Source organism: Streptomyces sp. NPDC048604 (assembly GCF_043199435.1).
Classification (GTDB): Bacteria; Actinomycetota; Actinomycetes; order Streptomycetales; family Streptomycetaceae; genus Streptomyces.
On record NZ_JBICVX010000018.1, the window covers coordinates 104,293 to 119,712 of the forward strand.

Consider the following 15,420-nt stretch of genomic DNA (forward strand, 5'->3'; position numbering starts at 1 on the left):
TCAGCCCTCCGCGCGGACGATCGCGTGTTCCGCCGTCGACTCCGATTCCGACTCCGGGGACGGGAGCGGATCCGGGCTGAGGGCGCTGGAGCGCGGCGGGAGGAGGGCGGTGACCGCCTGGCGGTGGGCAGCCGGGGCCGCGTCGTCGTACGGGTCCGGCGTGGCCGGGGTCTGCAGGCGCAGGACCGGGCCGGCGCCCAGGCGGGCGTAGCCGCGGCCGGGGGGCACGTCCGGGGTGGGGGTCGTGTGGGGGGCCGCGCCCAGGACGGACTCGATGCGGTCCGGGGTCGCCGGGCCGAGGACCACGCGGGCCCGGGTGTGCGTCCGTACCGCCTCGCCGATCGCGTCCAGACCGTCGAACTGCTCGGCCACCACCACCGTGACCTGCGCCGCCCGCCCGTGCCGCAGCGGGGCCTGGAGCAGGGCCTGCGGGTCGGTGCGGTCGTCGGCCGCCGCCAGGTACGACAGGACGCTCGGGCGGTCCAGCAGGATCCACAGCGGCCGCTTGGTGTCCTCCGGCGCCGGAAGACCCGCCTGCCGCGCCCGGTTCGCCGCGACCAGCCGCCGCTCCGTCTCGTGCGCCGCCCACTCCAGGCTCGCCAGCGCCCCGGCCAGCCCGCACTCGACCGCCAGCACTCCGGCCCGTCCGGTCAGACAGGCGTACTCGCCCGTGCCCGCCCCCTCGATGATCAGCACGTCGCCGTGCGGCAGCGCCTGCAGCGCGATCGACCGCAGCAGCGAGCTCGCGCCGCCGCCCGGCTGGCCGACGACCAGCAGATGCGGTTCCTGCGAGCGCGGCCCAGTACGCCACACCACGGCGGGCGCGTCCTGTTCGCCGTCGCCCGCGACCACCGGCACCGTCCGCTGCACCGCGTCCTCGTCGGTGAACCCGAGCACCGTCTCCCCGGGCGTCGTCACGAACCGCTGGGCCGCGATCGTGGTCGGCAGGGCCGCGAGCACGGTCATGAGCAGCTGGTTGCCCTCCTCGTCCCAGTCGAAGCGGTACTCCCGCCCGCGCCCCGACTTGGCGTGCAGCACCTGCTCGATCCGGGCCCGCGCGGCCGGCTCGCCGTCGGTGAAGTACGCGGGGTACTTGATGCGCAGCCGGGCCGGCCGCCCGTCGTCGTCGAAGGCGGGGTCGCCGAACGCGCCGCTCCACTCGCCCCCGTGGGCGTACAGCGGCGCCGGGTCGTCCGGCACGGAGAAGTACGGCACGAGCGCCTCGTACAGGCCCTGAAGCCGCGCCAGCTCCGCCTCGTCGGGCCCCGTCTTCACGACGGGGCGCTCACGCCCCTTCCACGCGGCCGCGCCCATCACCGTGACCAGGGCCAGGAGCGGCCCGTACGGGATGAGCGCGACGACCACGACGCAGGCCGCGACCATGAGCAGCGTGGGACCTCGCCGCTCCTTGGGGGTCGCGGCCCACTTGACGCGGCCGGTCGCGGCCAGCTTCCGCAGACCGCGGGAGACCGTGATCAGCGGATGGAGCACGTCGGTGGCGCTGTCGGCGGCCGTGCGCGCGATCTCTCGACTGCGAGCGATCCGGTCGCTGCCGCTGGTCAGAATGCGGGGGAGTGGTCGCCGGGCCACGTCGTACTCCTGGAGTTGTGGAAGGGGCTGTGGGGCGTCGGCGTCAGAACTTGATGCCGCCCAGGAGGCTGGCCAGGCTCTGGCTGCCGGCCGTGATGCTCGGCGCGATCGCCGTGCCGGCGAGGAAGAAGCCGAAGAGGGCGCTGACCAGTGCGTGGGACGCCTTCATCCCGTCTTTCTTGAAGAACAGGAAGCAGATGATTCCGAGCAGCACCACACCTGAGATGGACAGGATCATTTGGGGTTCTCCTGGTTGAGGGGACAGTCACCATGAGTCCTTCCAGGTTCACAGGAAGTATCTATGCGATAAAAGGTGCAAACGGGTGAAAAGCTGGCGATTTCACTTGACCGGCGGACGAGGATCCGTTCTCCGGGTGGCGAAAGCCCCGGGGTGCGGTAGAGGACCGGACGCGCGTCCCGCCCGCGGGTGATCTTTGCCGTGGACGGACCGCCTCATGTCGCACGACGGGCAGTACCCTGTCGATTCACTCGTCCGGCCCCAGTGAAAGGTGCACCCATGAGCAGCGCCCCGGAGACCCCCGAGCCGCTCGACCCCGAGGTCGTCGAGCTGGCGGGCAAGGTCTTCGACCTCGCGCGTCACGGCGACGCCGACGCCCTCGCCGCGTACGTCGACGCCGGCGTGCCGGTGGAGCTGACCAACGACCGGGGCGACACCCTGCTCATGCTCGCCGCCTACCACGGCCACACCGCCGCCGTTCAGGCGCTGCTCGCCCGCGGCGCCGACGCCGACCGCGCGAACGACCGCGGCCAGACCCCGCTCGCCGGCGCGGTCTTCAAGGGCGCCGACGACGTCGTACGCGCCCTGCTCGCCGGCGGCGCGGATCCGGAAGCCGGGACTCCGTCCGCCCTCGACACCGCGCGGATGTTCGCCAAGACCGAGCTCCTGGCACTCTTCGAATCCCGGTGAACGGGTACTGAACAGCAGGTGAGAGCGGTCCCGTAAATGTGGGTGCGGTCCGGAAACCGCTGGGTCATCATGACGACGAGCCCACAGGGGGCCACCGAAGAGAGGCAGAGGAAGATGGTCATCATCAAGCGACGGACGACGAGCGGCCCGACATGTTGCTGCGCGGCCTAGGTGAACCCCACTGTCCGGTTTTCCACGGTTGCGTCGACAGCTTGATGTGAGGCCTTCCATGTTCGATCCCGTCATAGCGCCGAGCGGCACACTGCTCGGTCTGCTGCAGAGAGGCCGCGGCGACGGCACCCTGCACGCCCTCGCAGCGCCACGCGCCGAAGCGCTGGCCGCCCTCAACCACTGCGTGCTCCTCGACCCCCGCCAGGACTGGCGCGTCGAGAACCGCTCCCTCTACTACGCACGCCTGTACCTCGACCTGCACGGCGGCCTCGACGCGATCGAGGCGCACCTGTTCGGGGCCGAGGACGTGTTCGACACCGAGGACTCCCGGACCGGGCTCGCGCTCTCCGTCCTGGGACACCTCGCCGCCTACGGCCGCCGGGACGCCCTCCTCCTGCTCCGGCGCTACGCGGCGACCGGTGCGAACTGGGCCTGGGCGCTCGACGAGCTGGCCCTGCGCGACGACGACGCCGGCCTGCGCACCCTCGCCGAGCCCGTCCTCGCCCGGTTCCCCGCCGACGCCGAGGGCGACGCCGCCCTGGCCGCCGCCGTCCGCGACGCCTTCGAGCCCCGGCCCTGGCGGCTGTGGGCCGAGGACCCGCGCGAACGCGTCGGTGCCCGCGTGCGCGCCGCCGGGGAACGCGGCTCCTTCGACCGCTGGCAGCGGCAGATGCGGCCCACCGGGCCCCGCCCCGGCTGGAGCGTCCAGGCCGTCCTCGACTGGGCCCAGCAGGGCCTGGAGCGCGGAACGGAGCTGCACGGCCCCGCCGCCCGCTGCCTGAAGGCCGTCGCCGGACCCGAGGACCGGCCCGCCATCGTCGAGGCCGCCCGCAGCGGACCCGACGGGGCGCGCTGCGCCGCCCTGCACTACCTCGCCGAAGCGCGTGACCCGGCCGTGCTCGACCTGATCGAGACCGCGACGACCGACCCCTCCCGGATCGTCTCGGACACCGCCGTCAGCGCCTTCGAGCGGATGTGCGGCGAAGCCGCCGTCGACCGCGCCCGCGGCTGGGTGCAGCGGCCCGACGCGCTCGGCGCGTCCGCCGCCGCCGTGCTCGCCGACCGGGGCGCGCCCCAGGACGCCCCGCTCGTGCTCGGCGCGCTGCGGCGCACCGTCCGCTCCGAGGGCCCCGACGCGACCGCCCTGTACGCCCTCGTCGACGGCGCCGGCCGGCTCGGCATCGGCTGCGCCGCGCCCGTCCTGCGCCACGTCTACCGCGAGACCTCCTCGTCCGAGCTGCGCGGCCGCACCGCCCGCGCGCTCGCCGCGACCGACCCCACGTACGCGACCGGCTTCGCCGTCGAGTGCCTGTGGGACTGCGAGGAGACGACCCGCGAGCTGGCCGCCCAGCACGCCGAGACCGGCGACGTCCGGGTGGCCGAGCGATTGCGCCGGCTCGCCGCCGACCCGGCCGAGGAGGCCGAGGTCCAGACCGCGGTACGCAACCGCATAGGCCCCGACCTGCAGGTCTAGGCCGCCGCCCGCCCGCCCCCGGCGTGTACGGGGTGCGGGGCGGGTGACGCCGAATGTGCTCCTGGCCCGCGCCCCCGGCGACCGCCCCCACGCGCCCCGGGGGAAACGCTCATGGGACGTTCGACGGGGAGAAAGATCCACGTTGGCGGGGGAACCCCGGACGCGACGACAACACGGGTATGCGTGTCGTCATCGTCACCGAATCCTTTCCCCCCGACGTCAACGGTGTGGCGCATTGCGCCCTGCAGACCGCCCGGCACCTCGTCCGGCGCGGCCACGACCCCCTCGTCATAGCCCCCGCCGCGCCCCACGGCGCGGCCGAAGCTGCGGACGCCGCCGCACCCTGTCCGGTGGTCCGCGTCCCGTCCCTCCCGCTGCCCGGATACCCGCAGGTCAGAGTCGCGCTGCCGAGCCGCCGGGTGGCGTCCGCGATCGCCGCGCACCGCGCCGACCTGGTGCACCTCGCCAGCCCGTTCGTGCTCGGAGTGCGGGGCATGACGGCCGCGGCGCGGCTCGGCATCCCCGCCGTGGCGGTCTACCAGACCGACCTCGCCGGGTACGCCCGCACCTACGTCGGCGCCGGCGAGGGCACCGCGTGGCGGCGGCTGCGCACCGTGCACGCCGCCGCCGACCGGACCCTCGCCCCGTCCAGCGCGGCGGTGCGGGACCTGGCGGAGCACGGCGTGCCGCGGGTACGGCTGTGGCAGCGCGGTGTCGACACCGTGCGCTTCCGCCCCGAACTGCGCGACGAGGCGCTGCGCCGGGACCTCGCGCCCGGGGGCGAGGTGCTGGTCGGGTACGTGGGCCGGCTCGCGCCCGAGAAGCGGGTCGAGCTGCTGGCCGGGGCGTGCCGGCTGCCCGGGCTGCGGGTCGTGGTGGTGGGCGACGGGCCCAGCGAGCCCGGGCTGCGGACGGCGCTGCCCGGCGCGGTGTTCCTGGGCCGGCGGACCGGCGACGAGCTGGCCCGGATCTTCGCCTCGCTCGACGTGTTCGCGCACACGGGCCCGTACGAGACGTTCTGCCAGACCGTGCAGGAGGCCATGGCGAGCGGCGTCCCCGTGGTCGCCCCCGCCGCCGGCGGCCCGCTCGACCTCGTCGACCACCGCACCACCGGCTTCCTGGTCCCCCCGAACGACGGCCCCGCGCTGAGCTCGGCCCTGGCGACCCTGGCCGCCTCCCCGGACCTGCGCGCCGTCTACGGCCGGGCCGCCCGCGCGGCCGTCGAACAGCGCACCTGGGAGGCGATCGGGGACCAGCTGCTCGGCCACTACACCGAGGTCCTGGAGGCCCGACGCACGGCGGTGGCGGCGTGAAGGGGGCGCGGACGGCGGGAGCGCGGGCGGTCGTCGGTCTCCGGGACGACGCGCCGACCGTGCCGGAGCAGTACGCGCCGGCGCCGGGCGCGCCGGAATCGGGCGCGGCGGAACCGGCTGCCGGGCCCGACGCCTCCGGCGGGTTGCGGATCGTGCGCGTGGCCAACTTCGTCACGCCCACCTCCGGCGGGCTGCGCACCGCGCTCGACCGGCTCGGGCGCGGGTACCTCGCCGCCGGGCACGAACCGGTGCTGATCGTGCCCGGCACGGAGGCCGACGACCGGGTCACCGAGCAGGGGCGGGTCATCACCCTCCCCGGCGCCGTCCTGCCCGGCACCGGCGGCTACCGGGTGCTCTCCGACCGCGGCCGCGTCCAGCGGCTCCTGGAGGAGCTCGCCCCGGACCGCCTGGAGGTCAACGACCGCACCACGCTCCGCTGGACGGGGGAGTGGGCGCGCCGCGCCCGCGTCCCGTCCGTGATGGTCTCCCACGAGACCGCCGACGGCGTTCTGCGCACCTGGGGCGTGCCGAAGGCGGCAGCCACGCGCGTCGCCGACCGGCTCAACCGGCGCAGCGCCTGGGCCTACTCGCGGATCGTCTGCACGACAGAGTGGGCGGAGCGGGAATTCGCCCGCATCGGCGCCCGCAACGTCGTCCGCGCGCCGCTCGGCGTGGACCTGGAGCGCTGCCGCCCCGACCGGCACAGCGCGGCGGTGCGCGCCCGGTACACCGAGGGCGAGCGGGTCCTGCTGCTGCTCTGCTCGCGGCTGTCGGTGGAGAAGCGGCCCGGCACCGCGATCGACGCGCTCGCCGAACTGCGCGCCGCCGGCGTGAGCGCGGCGCTGGTGGTGGCCGGCGAGGGGCCGCTGCGGGAAGGGCTCGAACGGCGGGCACGAGGGCTGCCGGTGCGGTTCCTCGGGCACGTCGCCGACCGTGAGGCGCTCGCCGGACTCCAGGCCTCCGCGGACGTCTGCCTCGCCCCCGGACCCGCCGAGACGTTCGGGCTCTCCGCCCTGGAGGCGCTGGCCTGCGGCACGCCCGTGGTGGCGAGCGCGTCGTCCGCGCTCCCCGAGGTCCTGGGCCCGGCGGGCGCGTCGGCCGCCGACGACCCCGCCGCGTTCGCCGCCGCCGTCCGCACCCTGCTGGCCGAGCCGGAGCCGGTACGCCGGGCCCGCGCCCGTGCCCGCGCCGAGCTGTTCTCCTGGCAGCGCTCCACCACGGCCTTCCTCCGCGCCCACGACGCCCTCACCCCCGAGGCAGCCCCGAGATGACCCTCAGCACCCCGCCCCCGCTGCCCCAGCCCGCCCCCGCCCCGACCCCCTGCACCGAAGCACTCGAAGCACTCGAAGGACTCGAAGCGCCCCAAGCCCCCGTCACCCCCCATGCCCCCGCCCGACGCCCCTCCGGTCCCTCGCGGCCGCCCGCGCGCCCCGACAGCCCCGAGCCGCCGCGGCTGCCCGGGCCGGCGGGGCCGCCCGACGAGGGGCGGGAGCCGGAGCCGTACGGACCGGATCAGGGGCGGGGCAGCGGGCCCGCCGCGCCCGCCGTCCTCCGGTTCGCCGTGCTCGGGGACTCCCTCAGCGAAGGGGTCGGCGACCGTGTCGAGGGGCGCTGGCGCGGGTGGGGCACGCTGCTCGCCGAGCAGCTCGGGGACGCCGACCACCCCGTCGACTTCCGGAACTTCGCCGTCAGCGGGGCCCTCAGCCAGGACGTCGCCGACGACCAGACGCCGCGCGCCGTCGCCTTCCGGCCGCACGTTGCCTCCGTCGTCGTCGGCGTCAACGACACTCTGCGCCGCACCTTCGACATCGGACGCCTCGCCCGCAACCTCGACCGCGCCTGCGGCGACCTCGCCGCCGCCGGTTCCGTCCTGCTCACCGCCTGCCTGCCCGACCCCGGCCGGATGCTCGCTCTGCCCGCGCCGCTCGCCCGGCCGCTGGCCCGCCGCCAGCGGGCCGTCAACACCGTCGTCCACGCCCTCGCCGCCCGCCACCGCACCCTCCACCTCCACCTCGCCGACCCCGTCTGGACCAGCGACCGCACCCTGTGGAGCGCCGACCGGCTGCACCCCGGCGAGCGCGGCCACCGCGCCATCGCCGCCAGGTTCCACTCCCTGCTCGCCGCCGAGGGCCTGGCCCACGGCGCGCCGCCCTCCCGCGAACCCCAGCAGCCCCCGCCGACCACCCGCGACGTGCTGCTCTGGCTCGCCACCTCCGGCACCGGCTGGGTCCTGCGCCGCTGCAACGACCTGCTGCCCCAGCTGGTGTTCCTCGCCGGGGGCGAGCTCCGCCACTGGGCGCAGGGCACCGGCGCCCGGCTCGACCGCCGCGCCGAGAACGCCCTGTCCGCCGCCCTCGCGGCCGTGTCGCTCGACGTCCCCCGCGCCAGAATGGGGGAATGACCGGACGCTGGGAGTTCTGGATCGACCGCGGCGGCACCTTCACCGACGTCGTGGGCCGCCGCCCCGACGGCCGTCTCGTCACCCGCAAACTGCTCTCGCACGACCCCGCGCGCCGGCAGGACGCCGCCGTCGCCGGCATCCGCCTGCTCCTCGGCCTCGGCCCGGACGACCCCGTACCGGCCGACCGGATCGACGTCGTCAAGATGGGCACCACCGTCGCCACCAACGCGCTCCTCGAACGCCGCGGCGAGCCCACCGTGCTCCTCGTCACCGAGGGCTTCCGCGACGCCCTCCGCATCGCCTACCAGAACCGGCCCCGCCTGTTCGACCGTCACATCGTGCTCCCCGAGGCGGTGTACGAGCGGGTCGTCGAGGTCCCCGAACGCGTCGACGCCCACGGCCGCCTCGTCCGCCCCCTCGACGAGGACGCCGTCGCCGCCGCCCTGGGCACCGCCCACGCCGACGGCTACCGCAGCGCCGCCGTCGTCCTGCTGCACGGCTACCGCCACCCCGCGCACGAGGCCCGCGTCGCCGCCCTCGCCCGCGCCGCCGGCTTCCCGCAGGTCAGCTGCTCCCACGAGGTCAGTCCGCTGATCAAGCTGGTGCCCCGCGGCGACACCACCGTCGTCGACGCCTACCTCTCCCCGATCCTGCGCCGCTACGTCGAGGAGGTCGCCGCCGAACTGCGCGGCATCCGGCTGATGTTCATGCAGTCCAACGGCGGACTGCGCGAGGCCGCCCACTTCCGCGGCAAGGACGCCGTCCTGTCCGGCCCGGCCGGCGGCGTCGTCGGCATGGCCCGTACCTCCCACCAGGCCGGCCACGACCGCGTCATCGGCTTCGACATGGGCGGCACGTCCACCGACGTGTCCCACTACGCGGGCGAGTTCGAGCGCGAACTCGGCACCCAGGTCGCCGGCGTCCGCATGCGCGCCCCCATGATGAGCATCCACACCGTCGCCGCCGGCGGCGGCTCCGTCCTCCACTACGACGGCCGCCGCTACCGCGTCGGGCCCGACTCCGCCGGCGCCGTCCCCGGACCCGCCTGCTACCGCCGCGGCGGCCCGCTCACCGTCACCGACGCCAACGTGATGCTCGGCCGCGTCCAACCCGCCCACTTCCCGGCCGTGTTCGGGCCCGACGGCGACCGGCCGCTCGACGCCGGCGTCGTACGGGAGAAGTTCACCGCCCTCGCCGAGGAGGTCGGCGGCGGCCGCACGCCCGAGGAGGTCGCCGCCGGCTTCCTGGAGATCGCCGTCCTCAACATGGCGAACGCCGTGAAGAAGATCTCCGTCCAGCGCGGCCACGACGTCACCCTCTACGCCCTCACCAGCTTCGGCGGCGCCGGCGGCCAGCACGCCTGCGCCGTCGCCGACGCCCTCGGCATCGACACCGTCCTCGTCCCGCCGCTCGCCGGCGTCCTCTCCGCGTACGGGATCGGCCTCGCCGACGCCACCGCCCTGCGCGAGCAGTCCGTCGAGGCCCGGCTCGACGACGCCGCCACCCCCGCCCGCATCGAGGAACTCTGCGCCGACCTCGCGAGCCGCACCCGCGCCGAACTCCGCGCCGACGGCCTCCCCGACGCGGCGATCAGCACCCGGGCCCGTGTCCTGCTGCGGTACGCGGGCACCGACGCGAGCCTGCCCGTACCGCTGGGCCCCGTCGATGCGATGGCCGGGGAGTTCGCCGCCGTTCACCGTGCCCGGTACGCCTTCACCATGGACAAACCGCTCGTCGTCGAAGCCGTCCAGGTCGAGGCGACGGGGGCCGCGGGTCCGCACGAACCGGTGGCCGTCGACCGTTCGCAGCGCCCCGGCCCCCTCGCCCCGTACGCCACCGTCACCATGCACAGCGACGGCGAGCCCCGCGACACCCCGCTGCACCGCCGCGAGGACCTGCGGCCCGGCGACACCGTCGCGGGACCCGCGATCGTCGCCGAGGCCGACGCCACCACCGTCGTCGACCCCGGCTGGCAGGCCACGGCCACCGAACAGGGCCATCTGCAACTCACCCGTGCCACGCCCCGACCGTCCCGGGTGGCCGTGGGCACCGACGTGGACCCGGTGATGCTGGAGGTCTTCAACAACCTCTTCATGGCGATCGCCGAGCAGATGGGCGTGCGCCTGGAGAACACCGCCCACTCCGTCAACATCAAGGAACGGCTCGACTTCTCCTGCGCGCTCTTCGACGCCGACGGCAACCTGATCGCCAACGCCCCCCACATCCCCGTCCACCTCGGCTCCATGGGCGAGTCCATCAAGGAAGTGCTGCACCGCCGCGCCGGCGACCTGCGCCCCGGCGACGTGTACGCGGTCAACGACCCGTACCACGGCGGCACCCACCTGCCCGACGTCACCGTCGTCACCCCGGTCTTCGGCCCCGACGGCGGCGACCTGCGCTTCCTCGTCGCCTCCCGCGGTCACCACGCCGAGATCGGCGGCATCACCCCCGGCTCCATGCCGGCCTTCAGCCGCACCGTCCACGAGGAGGGCGTCCTCTTCGACAACTGGCTGCTCGTCCGCGACGGCCGGCTCCGCGAGGCGGAGACCCGCGCCCTGCTCACCGGAGCCGCCCACCCCTCCCGCGACCCCGACACCAACCTCGCCGACCTGCGCGCCCAGATCGCCGCGAACGAGAAGGGCATCGAGGAACTCGGCAAGACGGTCGACCAGTTCGGGCTCGACGTCGTCCGGGCGTACATGCGGCACGTCCGCGACAACGCGGCGGAATCGGTGCGGCGCATCGTCGCGAGGCTGCGGGACGGCGCGTACCGGTACGAGACCGACGGCGGCGCGGTGATCGAGGTCGCCGTCCGCGTCGACCGCGAACGCCGCCGCGCGGTACTGGACTTCACGGGCACGTCGGAGCAGCAGCCCGGCAACTTCAACGCGCCCAAGTCGGTGGTGACGGCGGCGGTCCTGTACGTCTTCCGGACCCTCGTGGACGACGACATCCCGCTGAACAGCGGCTGCCTGGAGCCCCTGGAGGTCCGGGTCCCCGACGGCTCCATGCTGGCCCCCGCGTACCCGGCGGCCACCGTCGCCGGCAACGTGGAGACCTCGCAGGCGGTGACCGGCGCGCTGTACGCGGCTCTGGGCGTGCAGGCTGAGGGCTCCGGCACGATGAACAACCTGACCTTCGGCAACGACCGCGTGCAGTACTACGAGACGGTGGCGAGCGGCTCCGGCGCGGGTGACGGCTTCGACGGCGCGGACGCCGTCCAGACCCACATGACCAACTCCCGGCTCACCGATCCCGAGATCCTTGAGTGGCGCTACCCGGTCCGCGTCGACGCCTTCGAGGTACGCCACGGCAGCGGCGGCCGGGGCAGGTGGCACGGCGGCGAAGGCGTGACCCGCCGCCTCCGCTTCCTGGAGCCCATGACCGTGGCTCTCCTGTCCGGCCACCGGCGGGTACCGCCGTACGGGATGAAGGGCGGCGCCCCCGGCGGCCTGGGCGAGAACGAGGTCGTCCGCGCCGACGGCAGGGTGCAGCGGCTGGACGGAGTGGCCACGGTGGACGTGGGACCGGACGACGTCCTGGTCGTCAGGACGCCGGGTGGAGGGGGGTTCGGCCCTCTGGACGGGGAGGGCGGAGGCTGCGCGCCGGTGGCGCGCTGACCGACTCGCCGCGTCCCCTCACCGTGCCGGCCGGATACGGCATTCGGCCAATCATTTGACGTGGGCACGACAATTCAACATCCTTGTGGGACCTTCCGTCACGCACCTCTCACCCCCACAAGCACGTGACAGGAGGAGCACCATGAAGCAGCTGTCCAAGCTCTCGTGCGTCACCGCCCTGATCATCACCGCCACCGCCGCGGCGGCCACGGCGGCCACCGCCGCAGGACCCGCCGCCACGCAGCAGGTCGACGGCGTCATCGTGGTCGCGGGCAACACCTGCACCTGGAGCAACGCCCGCACCAGCGCCAACCCGCCCACCGCGCTGACCATCGACCGCACGAGCATCAACACGCCCGGCGGCAACCTGAGCTGCACCGGAGGCATCACCGCCACCCTCAACAACAACCCGGCCGCCACCTTCGACGACGCCGCCGGCCGTGCGACCGCCGATGCCATCGACATCACCGTCAAGATGAGCGGCATCTCCTGCCGCTACAAGGCGACCGGTGTGCAGTGGAACCGCGACGGCGACACCCGGAAGTACCTGAACCAGGCCTTCACCGCGGCGAAGACCTCCGGCCTCTTCCTCTGCCCCGGCTCCGTCACGATCGCGGCCGGCGACGCCTCCCTGCTCTTCCACTGACGCCCGGCGCCTCAGGCGTACGGCACGAACCGCACCGGCGTCCCCGGCCGGGCCTGAGACGCCGAGGCCAGGTCGTCCTCCCGCACCACCGCGATCACCGGATACCCGCCCGTCGTCGGATGGTCGGCCAGGAACACCACCGGCCGGCCGTCCGGCGGTACTTGGACCGCGCCCCGCACCATCCCTTCGCTGGGGAGTTCGCCGGAAACCTCCCGCTCCAGGGCCGGCCCCTCCGTCCGCAGGCCGATCCGGTTGCTCGCCGCGGACACGCGGTACGCCGCCGAGGCCAGCGTCCGTAGCGCCGCACCCGTGAACCACCCCTCCCGCGGCCCCAGCCGGGCCCTCAGGACGAGCACGTCGGGCGGGCCCGGCCACGGCACGGCGTCGACCGGCCCCCGTACCGGCGAGGCCGCTCCCAGCGGCAGCACGGCGCCGTCCGTCAGCGGCGCCGGGCCGAGCCCGGACAGCAGGTCGGCGGACCGGCTGCCCAGCACGGGCTCCACGGCGACCCCGCCGCCGAACCCCACGTACGACCGCAGCCCCCGCACCGCCGCGCCCACCTCCAGGACGGCCCCGGCCGGCACCCGCACCGCCGCGCCCCAGGCCGCCGGCCGGCCGTCGACGGTGACCGGGCACGGCGCACCGCCCACCGCCACCGTCACGTCGCAGCGCGGCCGCACCGCGCACCCCGTGACCGTGGTCTCCAGGACCGCGGCCCCGTCCGGGTTGCCGACGAGCCGGTTGACCAGCCGCGCCGCCCCGGGGTCGAGCGCGCCCGACCGCGGGACCCCGAGATGCGCGTGCCCGGGCCGCCCCTGGTCCTGCACGGTCGTCAGCGCCCCGGCGCGTACGACGGCGAACGCGCGGTCCGTCATCGGACGGCCTCCGTGAACCGCACCGGCGTGCCGGGGGTCAGCAGCGCGGCGGGCTCCCGCGCCGGGTCCCACAGCACCGCGTCCGTGCGGCCGACGAGCTGCCAGCCGCCCGGCGAGGACCGCGGGTACACCCCGGTGTACGGCCCCGCCAGCGCGACCGAGCCCGCGGGCACGGAGGTACGCGGGGTGGCGCGCCGCGGCACGTCGTACCGCGCGCCGAGCCCGGTCAGATACCCGAAGCCGGGCGTGAAGCCGCAGAAGTCCACGGTGAACTCGGCCGCCGTGTGGATCCGGACCACCGCCTCGGCCGACACCCCCCACAGCGCGGCGACCTCCGCCAGATCCGGCCCGTCGTAGCGGACCGGCACCACCACCGGCTCGGCGGTCCGTTCGGGCAGCGCCGGCACGTCCCAGAAGGGCAGTTCGGCCGCCAGCCGGCGCGGCTCGGCCAGGCCGTCGAGCAGCACGGTCCGGGCCGCGGGCACGAGCTCCCGTACGGCCGGCAGCGTGCCCGCCGCCCGCCGCCGCAGCAGCTCGGCGTGCAGCGCCCGCACCTGCGCCCCGTCGTCCAGCTCGACCAGCAGGCCGTGGTCGCCGACCGGACGCGTCCTCATACGAACGCCTCCACCCGGACCCCGGCGGCCTCCAGCCGCGTACGGACCTGCCGGGCGAGCGCCACCGCGCCGGGGGTGTCGCCGTGCAGGCACAGCGACCGGGCCCGCACCGGCACGGACCGCCCGCAGTGCGAGGTGACCACGCCGAACCGGGCCATGGACACGGACCGTTCGACGACCTGCGCCGGATCGGTGACGACCGCGCCCTCCTGTCCCCGGGGCACGAGGACGCCGTCCGCCGTGTACGCCCGGTCCCCGAACGCCTCGGCGACCACGGGGAGTCCGGCCTGCTCCGCGACCGCGTGCAGCACGGAGCCGGGCAGTCCGAGCAGCGGCAGCCGCTCGCCGCTCAGCAGTACCCCGTCCACGACCGCCCGCGCCTGCTCCTCGTCGCGCACCACCCGGTTGTAGAGCGCGCCGTGCGGCTTCACGTACGAGACGCGCGTCCCGGCCGCCCGGGCGAACACCTCCAGCGCGCCGATCTGGTACGCGACCTCCGCAGCCAGCTCGTCCGCCGGGACGTCCATCGCCCGCCGGCCGAAGCCGGCCAGGTCGCGGTACGAGACCTGCGCGCCGATCCGCACCCCGCGCTCGGCCGCCTGCGCGCAGACCCGGCGCATGGTGACCGCGTCCCCGGCGTGGAAGCCGCAGGCCACGTTGGCGCTGGTGACGACGGACAGCAGCTGCTCGTCCTCGGTGAGCCGCCAGCGGCCGAAACCCTCGCCGAGGTCGGCGTTGAGGTCGATCGAGACCCAGGTCATGGTGGCGTGTCTCCTGTGCGGGGAGGGGGACCGTACGGTGCCGTCACCGTAGGGGATTGTTCAACAATCCGACAAGATGCGTGTTGTCGGGTCCTGGTTTCTGCGGTTGACTCGACGCCGCACGAGAGACGGGGAGGCAGGCGCAGTGGCGGGAAGTGACGGACGGGCCGAGGGAAGGGCCGACGGACGTGCTGACGGACGGGCCGACGCGTGGGCCGGTGAGCTGGCCGGCGACCGGGCGCTGCTCGGGCGCACGAGTACGGCGGAACGGGTCGCCGACATCCTGCGCACCCGGATCGCCGAGGGTTTCTTCCCGCCCGGCGCGCGGCTCTCCGAGGAGAGCATCGGCGGCGCGCTCGGGGTCTCCCGCAACACCCTGCGGGAGGCGTTCCGGCTGCTCACGCACGAGCGGCTGCTGGTCCACGAGCTCAACCGGGGCGTGTTCGTCCGGGTCCTGGCGGTGGAGGACGTCGAGGACATCCACCGCACCCGCCGCCTCGTCGAATGCGCCGTGGTGCGTGGCCTGGGACGGCCGCCGTACGCGCTCGACGGGCCGGCCGCCGCGGTCGCGGAGGGCGAGCGGGCCGCCCGCGCCGGCGACTGGACGGGCGTCGCCACCGCCAACATCCGCTTCCACCGCGAGCTCGTCGCCCTGGCCGGCAGCGCCCGGACCGACGAGCTGATGCGCGGCGTCCTCGCCGAACTCCGGCTCGCCTTCCACGTCGTGGCCGACCCTCGCGCGCTGCACGAGCCCTATCTCGTACGAAACCGGGAGATTCTGGACGCGCTTGGGGACGGGGAGCGCACGGCGGCGGAACGGCTGCTGGCCCGCTACCTGGACGACTCCCGGGACCGCCTGGTCGAGGTCTACGCCCGCTCGGTGGACGCGGCCGGAGCCGGAACCGAGCCCGGCGGGGCGTGACCCCGGTCACGTCCGGGGCCCCGCAGGGGCGTTGGGGCGAGCGGGACGCGGCCGGTCGTATCTGCGCCGTTTCGACCGTTGTCACTGCGAGGACCTAATCTGTGC

General features: G+C 75.2%; 13 protein-coding genes. 8 read left to right on the forward strand and 5 right to left on the reverse strand.

Annotation, left to right across the window (positions count from 1 at the left end):
• Together ACGFMM_RS30450 and ACGFMM_RS30455 are read right to left on the reverse strand one after the other, a co-directional pair.
• A complete protein-coding gene (locus ACGFMM_RS30450) occupies window positions 1-1,590 on the reverse strand; it encodes a hypothetical protein (RefSeq protein ID WP_393649691.1) in 1,590 nt (529 codons plus the stop codon).
• 43 nt (window positions 1,591-1,633) lie between these two features.
• Window positions 1,634-1,828: a hypothetical protein gene (locus ACGFMM_RS30455; protein WP_393649692.1), complete on the reverse strand. Its 195-nt coding sequence runs from the start codon at window positions 1,826-1,828 to the stop codon at window positions 1,634-1,636.
• Between the two features lie 279 nt (window positions 1,829-2,107).
• On the opposite strand from ACGFMM_RS30455, the gene ACGFMM_RS30460 reads away from it, so the two are divergent.
• The 7 genes from ACGFMM_RS30460 to ACGFMM_RS30490 all read left to right on the forward strand — a co-directional run bounded on the left by ACGFMM_RS30460 (window position 2,108) and on the right by ACGFMM_RS30490 (window position 12,143).
• Window positions 2,108-2,518 carry an ankyrin repeat domain-containing protein gene (locus ACGFMM_RS30460; RefSeq protein ID WP_393649693.1) on the forward strand — a complete coding sequence of 137 codons (411 nt, stop codon included), beginning with the start codon at window positions 2,108-2,110 and terminating at the stop codon, window positions 2,516-2,518.
• 229 nt (window positions 2,519-2,747) lie between these two features.
• The gene (locus ACGFMM_RS30465) at window positions 2,748-4,163 is read left to right on the forward strand and encodes a HEAT repeat domain-containing protein (protein WP_393649694.1); all 1,416 of its coding nucleotides are present in this window, start codon (window positions 2,748-2,750) and stop codon (window positions 4,161-4,163) included.
• 179 nt (window positions 4,164-4,342) lie between these two features.
• Window positions 4,343-5,476 (forward strand): glycosyltransferase family 4 protein, encoded by a 1,134-nt coding sequence (locus ACGFMM_RS30470; RefSeq protein ID WP_393649695.1) that lies wholly within the window; start codon window positions 4,343-4,345, stop codon window positions 5,474-5,476.
• Between the two features lie 143 nt (window positions 5,477-5,619).
• Window positions 5,620-6,747 carry a glycosyltransferase gene (locus ACGFMM_RS30475; protein ID WP_393649726.1) on the forward strand — a complete coding sequence of 376 codons (1,128 nt, stop codon included), beginning with the start codon at window positions 5,620-5,622 and terminating at the stop codon, window positions 6,745-6,747.
• Window positions 6,744-7,877 carry a GDSL-type esterase/lipase family protein gene (locus tag ACGFMM_RS30480; RefSeq protein ID WP_393649696.1) on the forward strand — a complete coding sequence of 378 codons (1,134 nt, stop codon included), beginning with the start codon at window positions 6,744-6,746 and terminating at the stop codon, window positions 7,875-7,877. The genes ACGFMM_RS30475 and ACGFMM_RS30480 overlap by 4 nt, the downstream gene beginning before the upstream one ends.
• Window positions 7,874-11,497 carry a hydantoinase B/oxoprolinase family protein gene (locus ACGFMM_RS30485; protein WP_393649697.1) on the forward strand — a complete coding sequence of 1,208 codons (3,624 nt, stop codon included), beginning with the start codon at window positions 7,874-7,876 and terminating at the stop codon, window positions 11,495-11,497. Before ACGFMM_RS30480 ends, ACGFMM_RS30485 begins: the two co-directional genes overlap by 4 nt.
• Before the next feature lie 142 nt (window positions 11,498-11,639).
• Window positions 11,640-12,143, forward strand: a complete 504-nt coding sequence (locus ACGFMM_RS30490) for a hypothetical protein (protein WP_393649698.1) — start codon at window positions 11,640-11,642, stop codon at window positions 12,141-12,143.
• 11 nt (window positions 12,144-12,154) lie between these two features.
• Here the strand turns inward: ACGFMM_RS30490 and ACGFMM_RS30495 are convergent, their stop codons facing one another.
• Genes ACGFMM_RS30495 through ACGFMM_RS30505 form a run of 3 tightly spaced genes read right to left on the reverse strand, consistent with a single transcriptional unit; the run spans window position 12,155 to window position 14,393 of the window.
• Window positions 12,155-13,018, reverse strand: a complete 864-nt coding sequence (locus tag ACGFMM_RS30495; protein ID WP_393649699.1) for a biotin-dependent carboxyltransferase family protein — start codon at window positions 13,016-13,018, stop codon at window positions 12,155-12,157.
• Entirely contained in the window at window positions 13,015-13,632 is a 618-nt protein-coding gene (locus ACGFMM_RS30500) for an allophanate hydrolase subunit 1 (protein ID WP_393649700.1), read from the reverse strand. Before ACGFMM_RS30500 ends, ACGFMM_RS30495 begins: the two co-directional genes overlap by 4 nt.
• The gene (locus tag ACGFMM_RS30505; RefSeq protein ID WP_393649701.1) at window positions 13,629-14,393 is read right to left on the reverse strand and encodes a LamB/YcsF family protein; all 765 of its coding nucleotides are present in this window, start codon (window positions 14,391-14,393) and stop codon (window positions 13,629-13,631) included. Before ACGFMM_RS30505 ends, ACGFMM_RS30500 begins: the two co-directional genes overlap by 4 nt.
• A 145-nt stretch (window positions 14,394-14,538) precedes the next feature.
• Between ACGFMM_RS30505 and ACGFMM_RS30510 the strand changes: the two genes are divergently transcribed.
• Complete coding sequence (locus ACGFMM_RS30510) at window positions 14,539-15,315, forward strand: GntR family transcriptional regulator (RefSeq protein ID WP_393649702.1); 777 nt, start codon at window positions 14,539-14,541, stop codon at window positions 15,313-15,315.
• The last annotated feature ends 105 nt before the right edge of the window (window positions 15,316-15,420 follow it).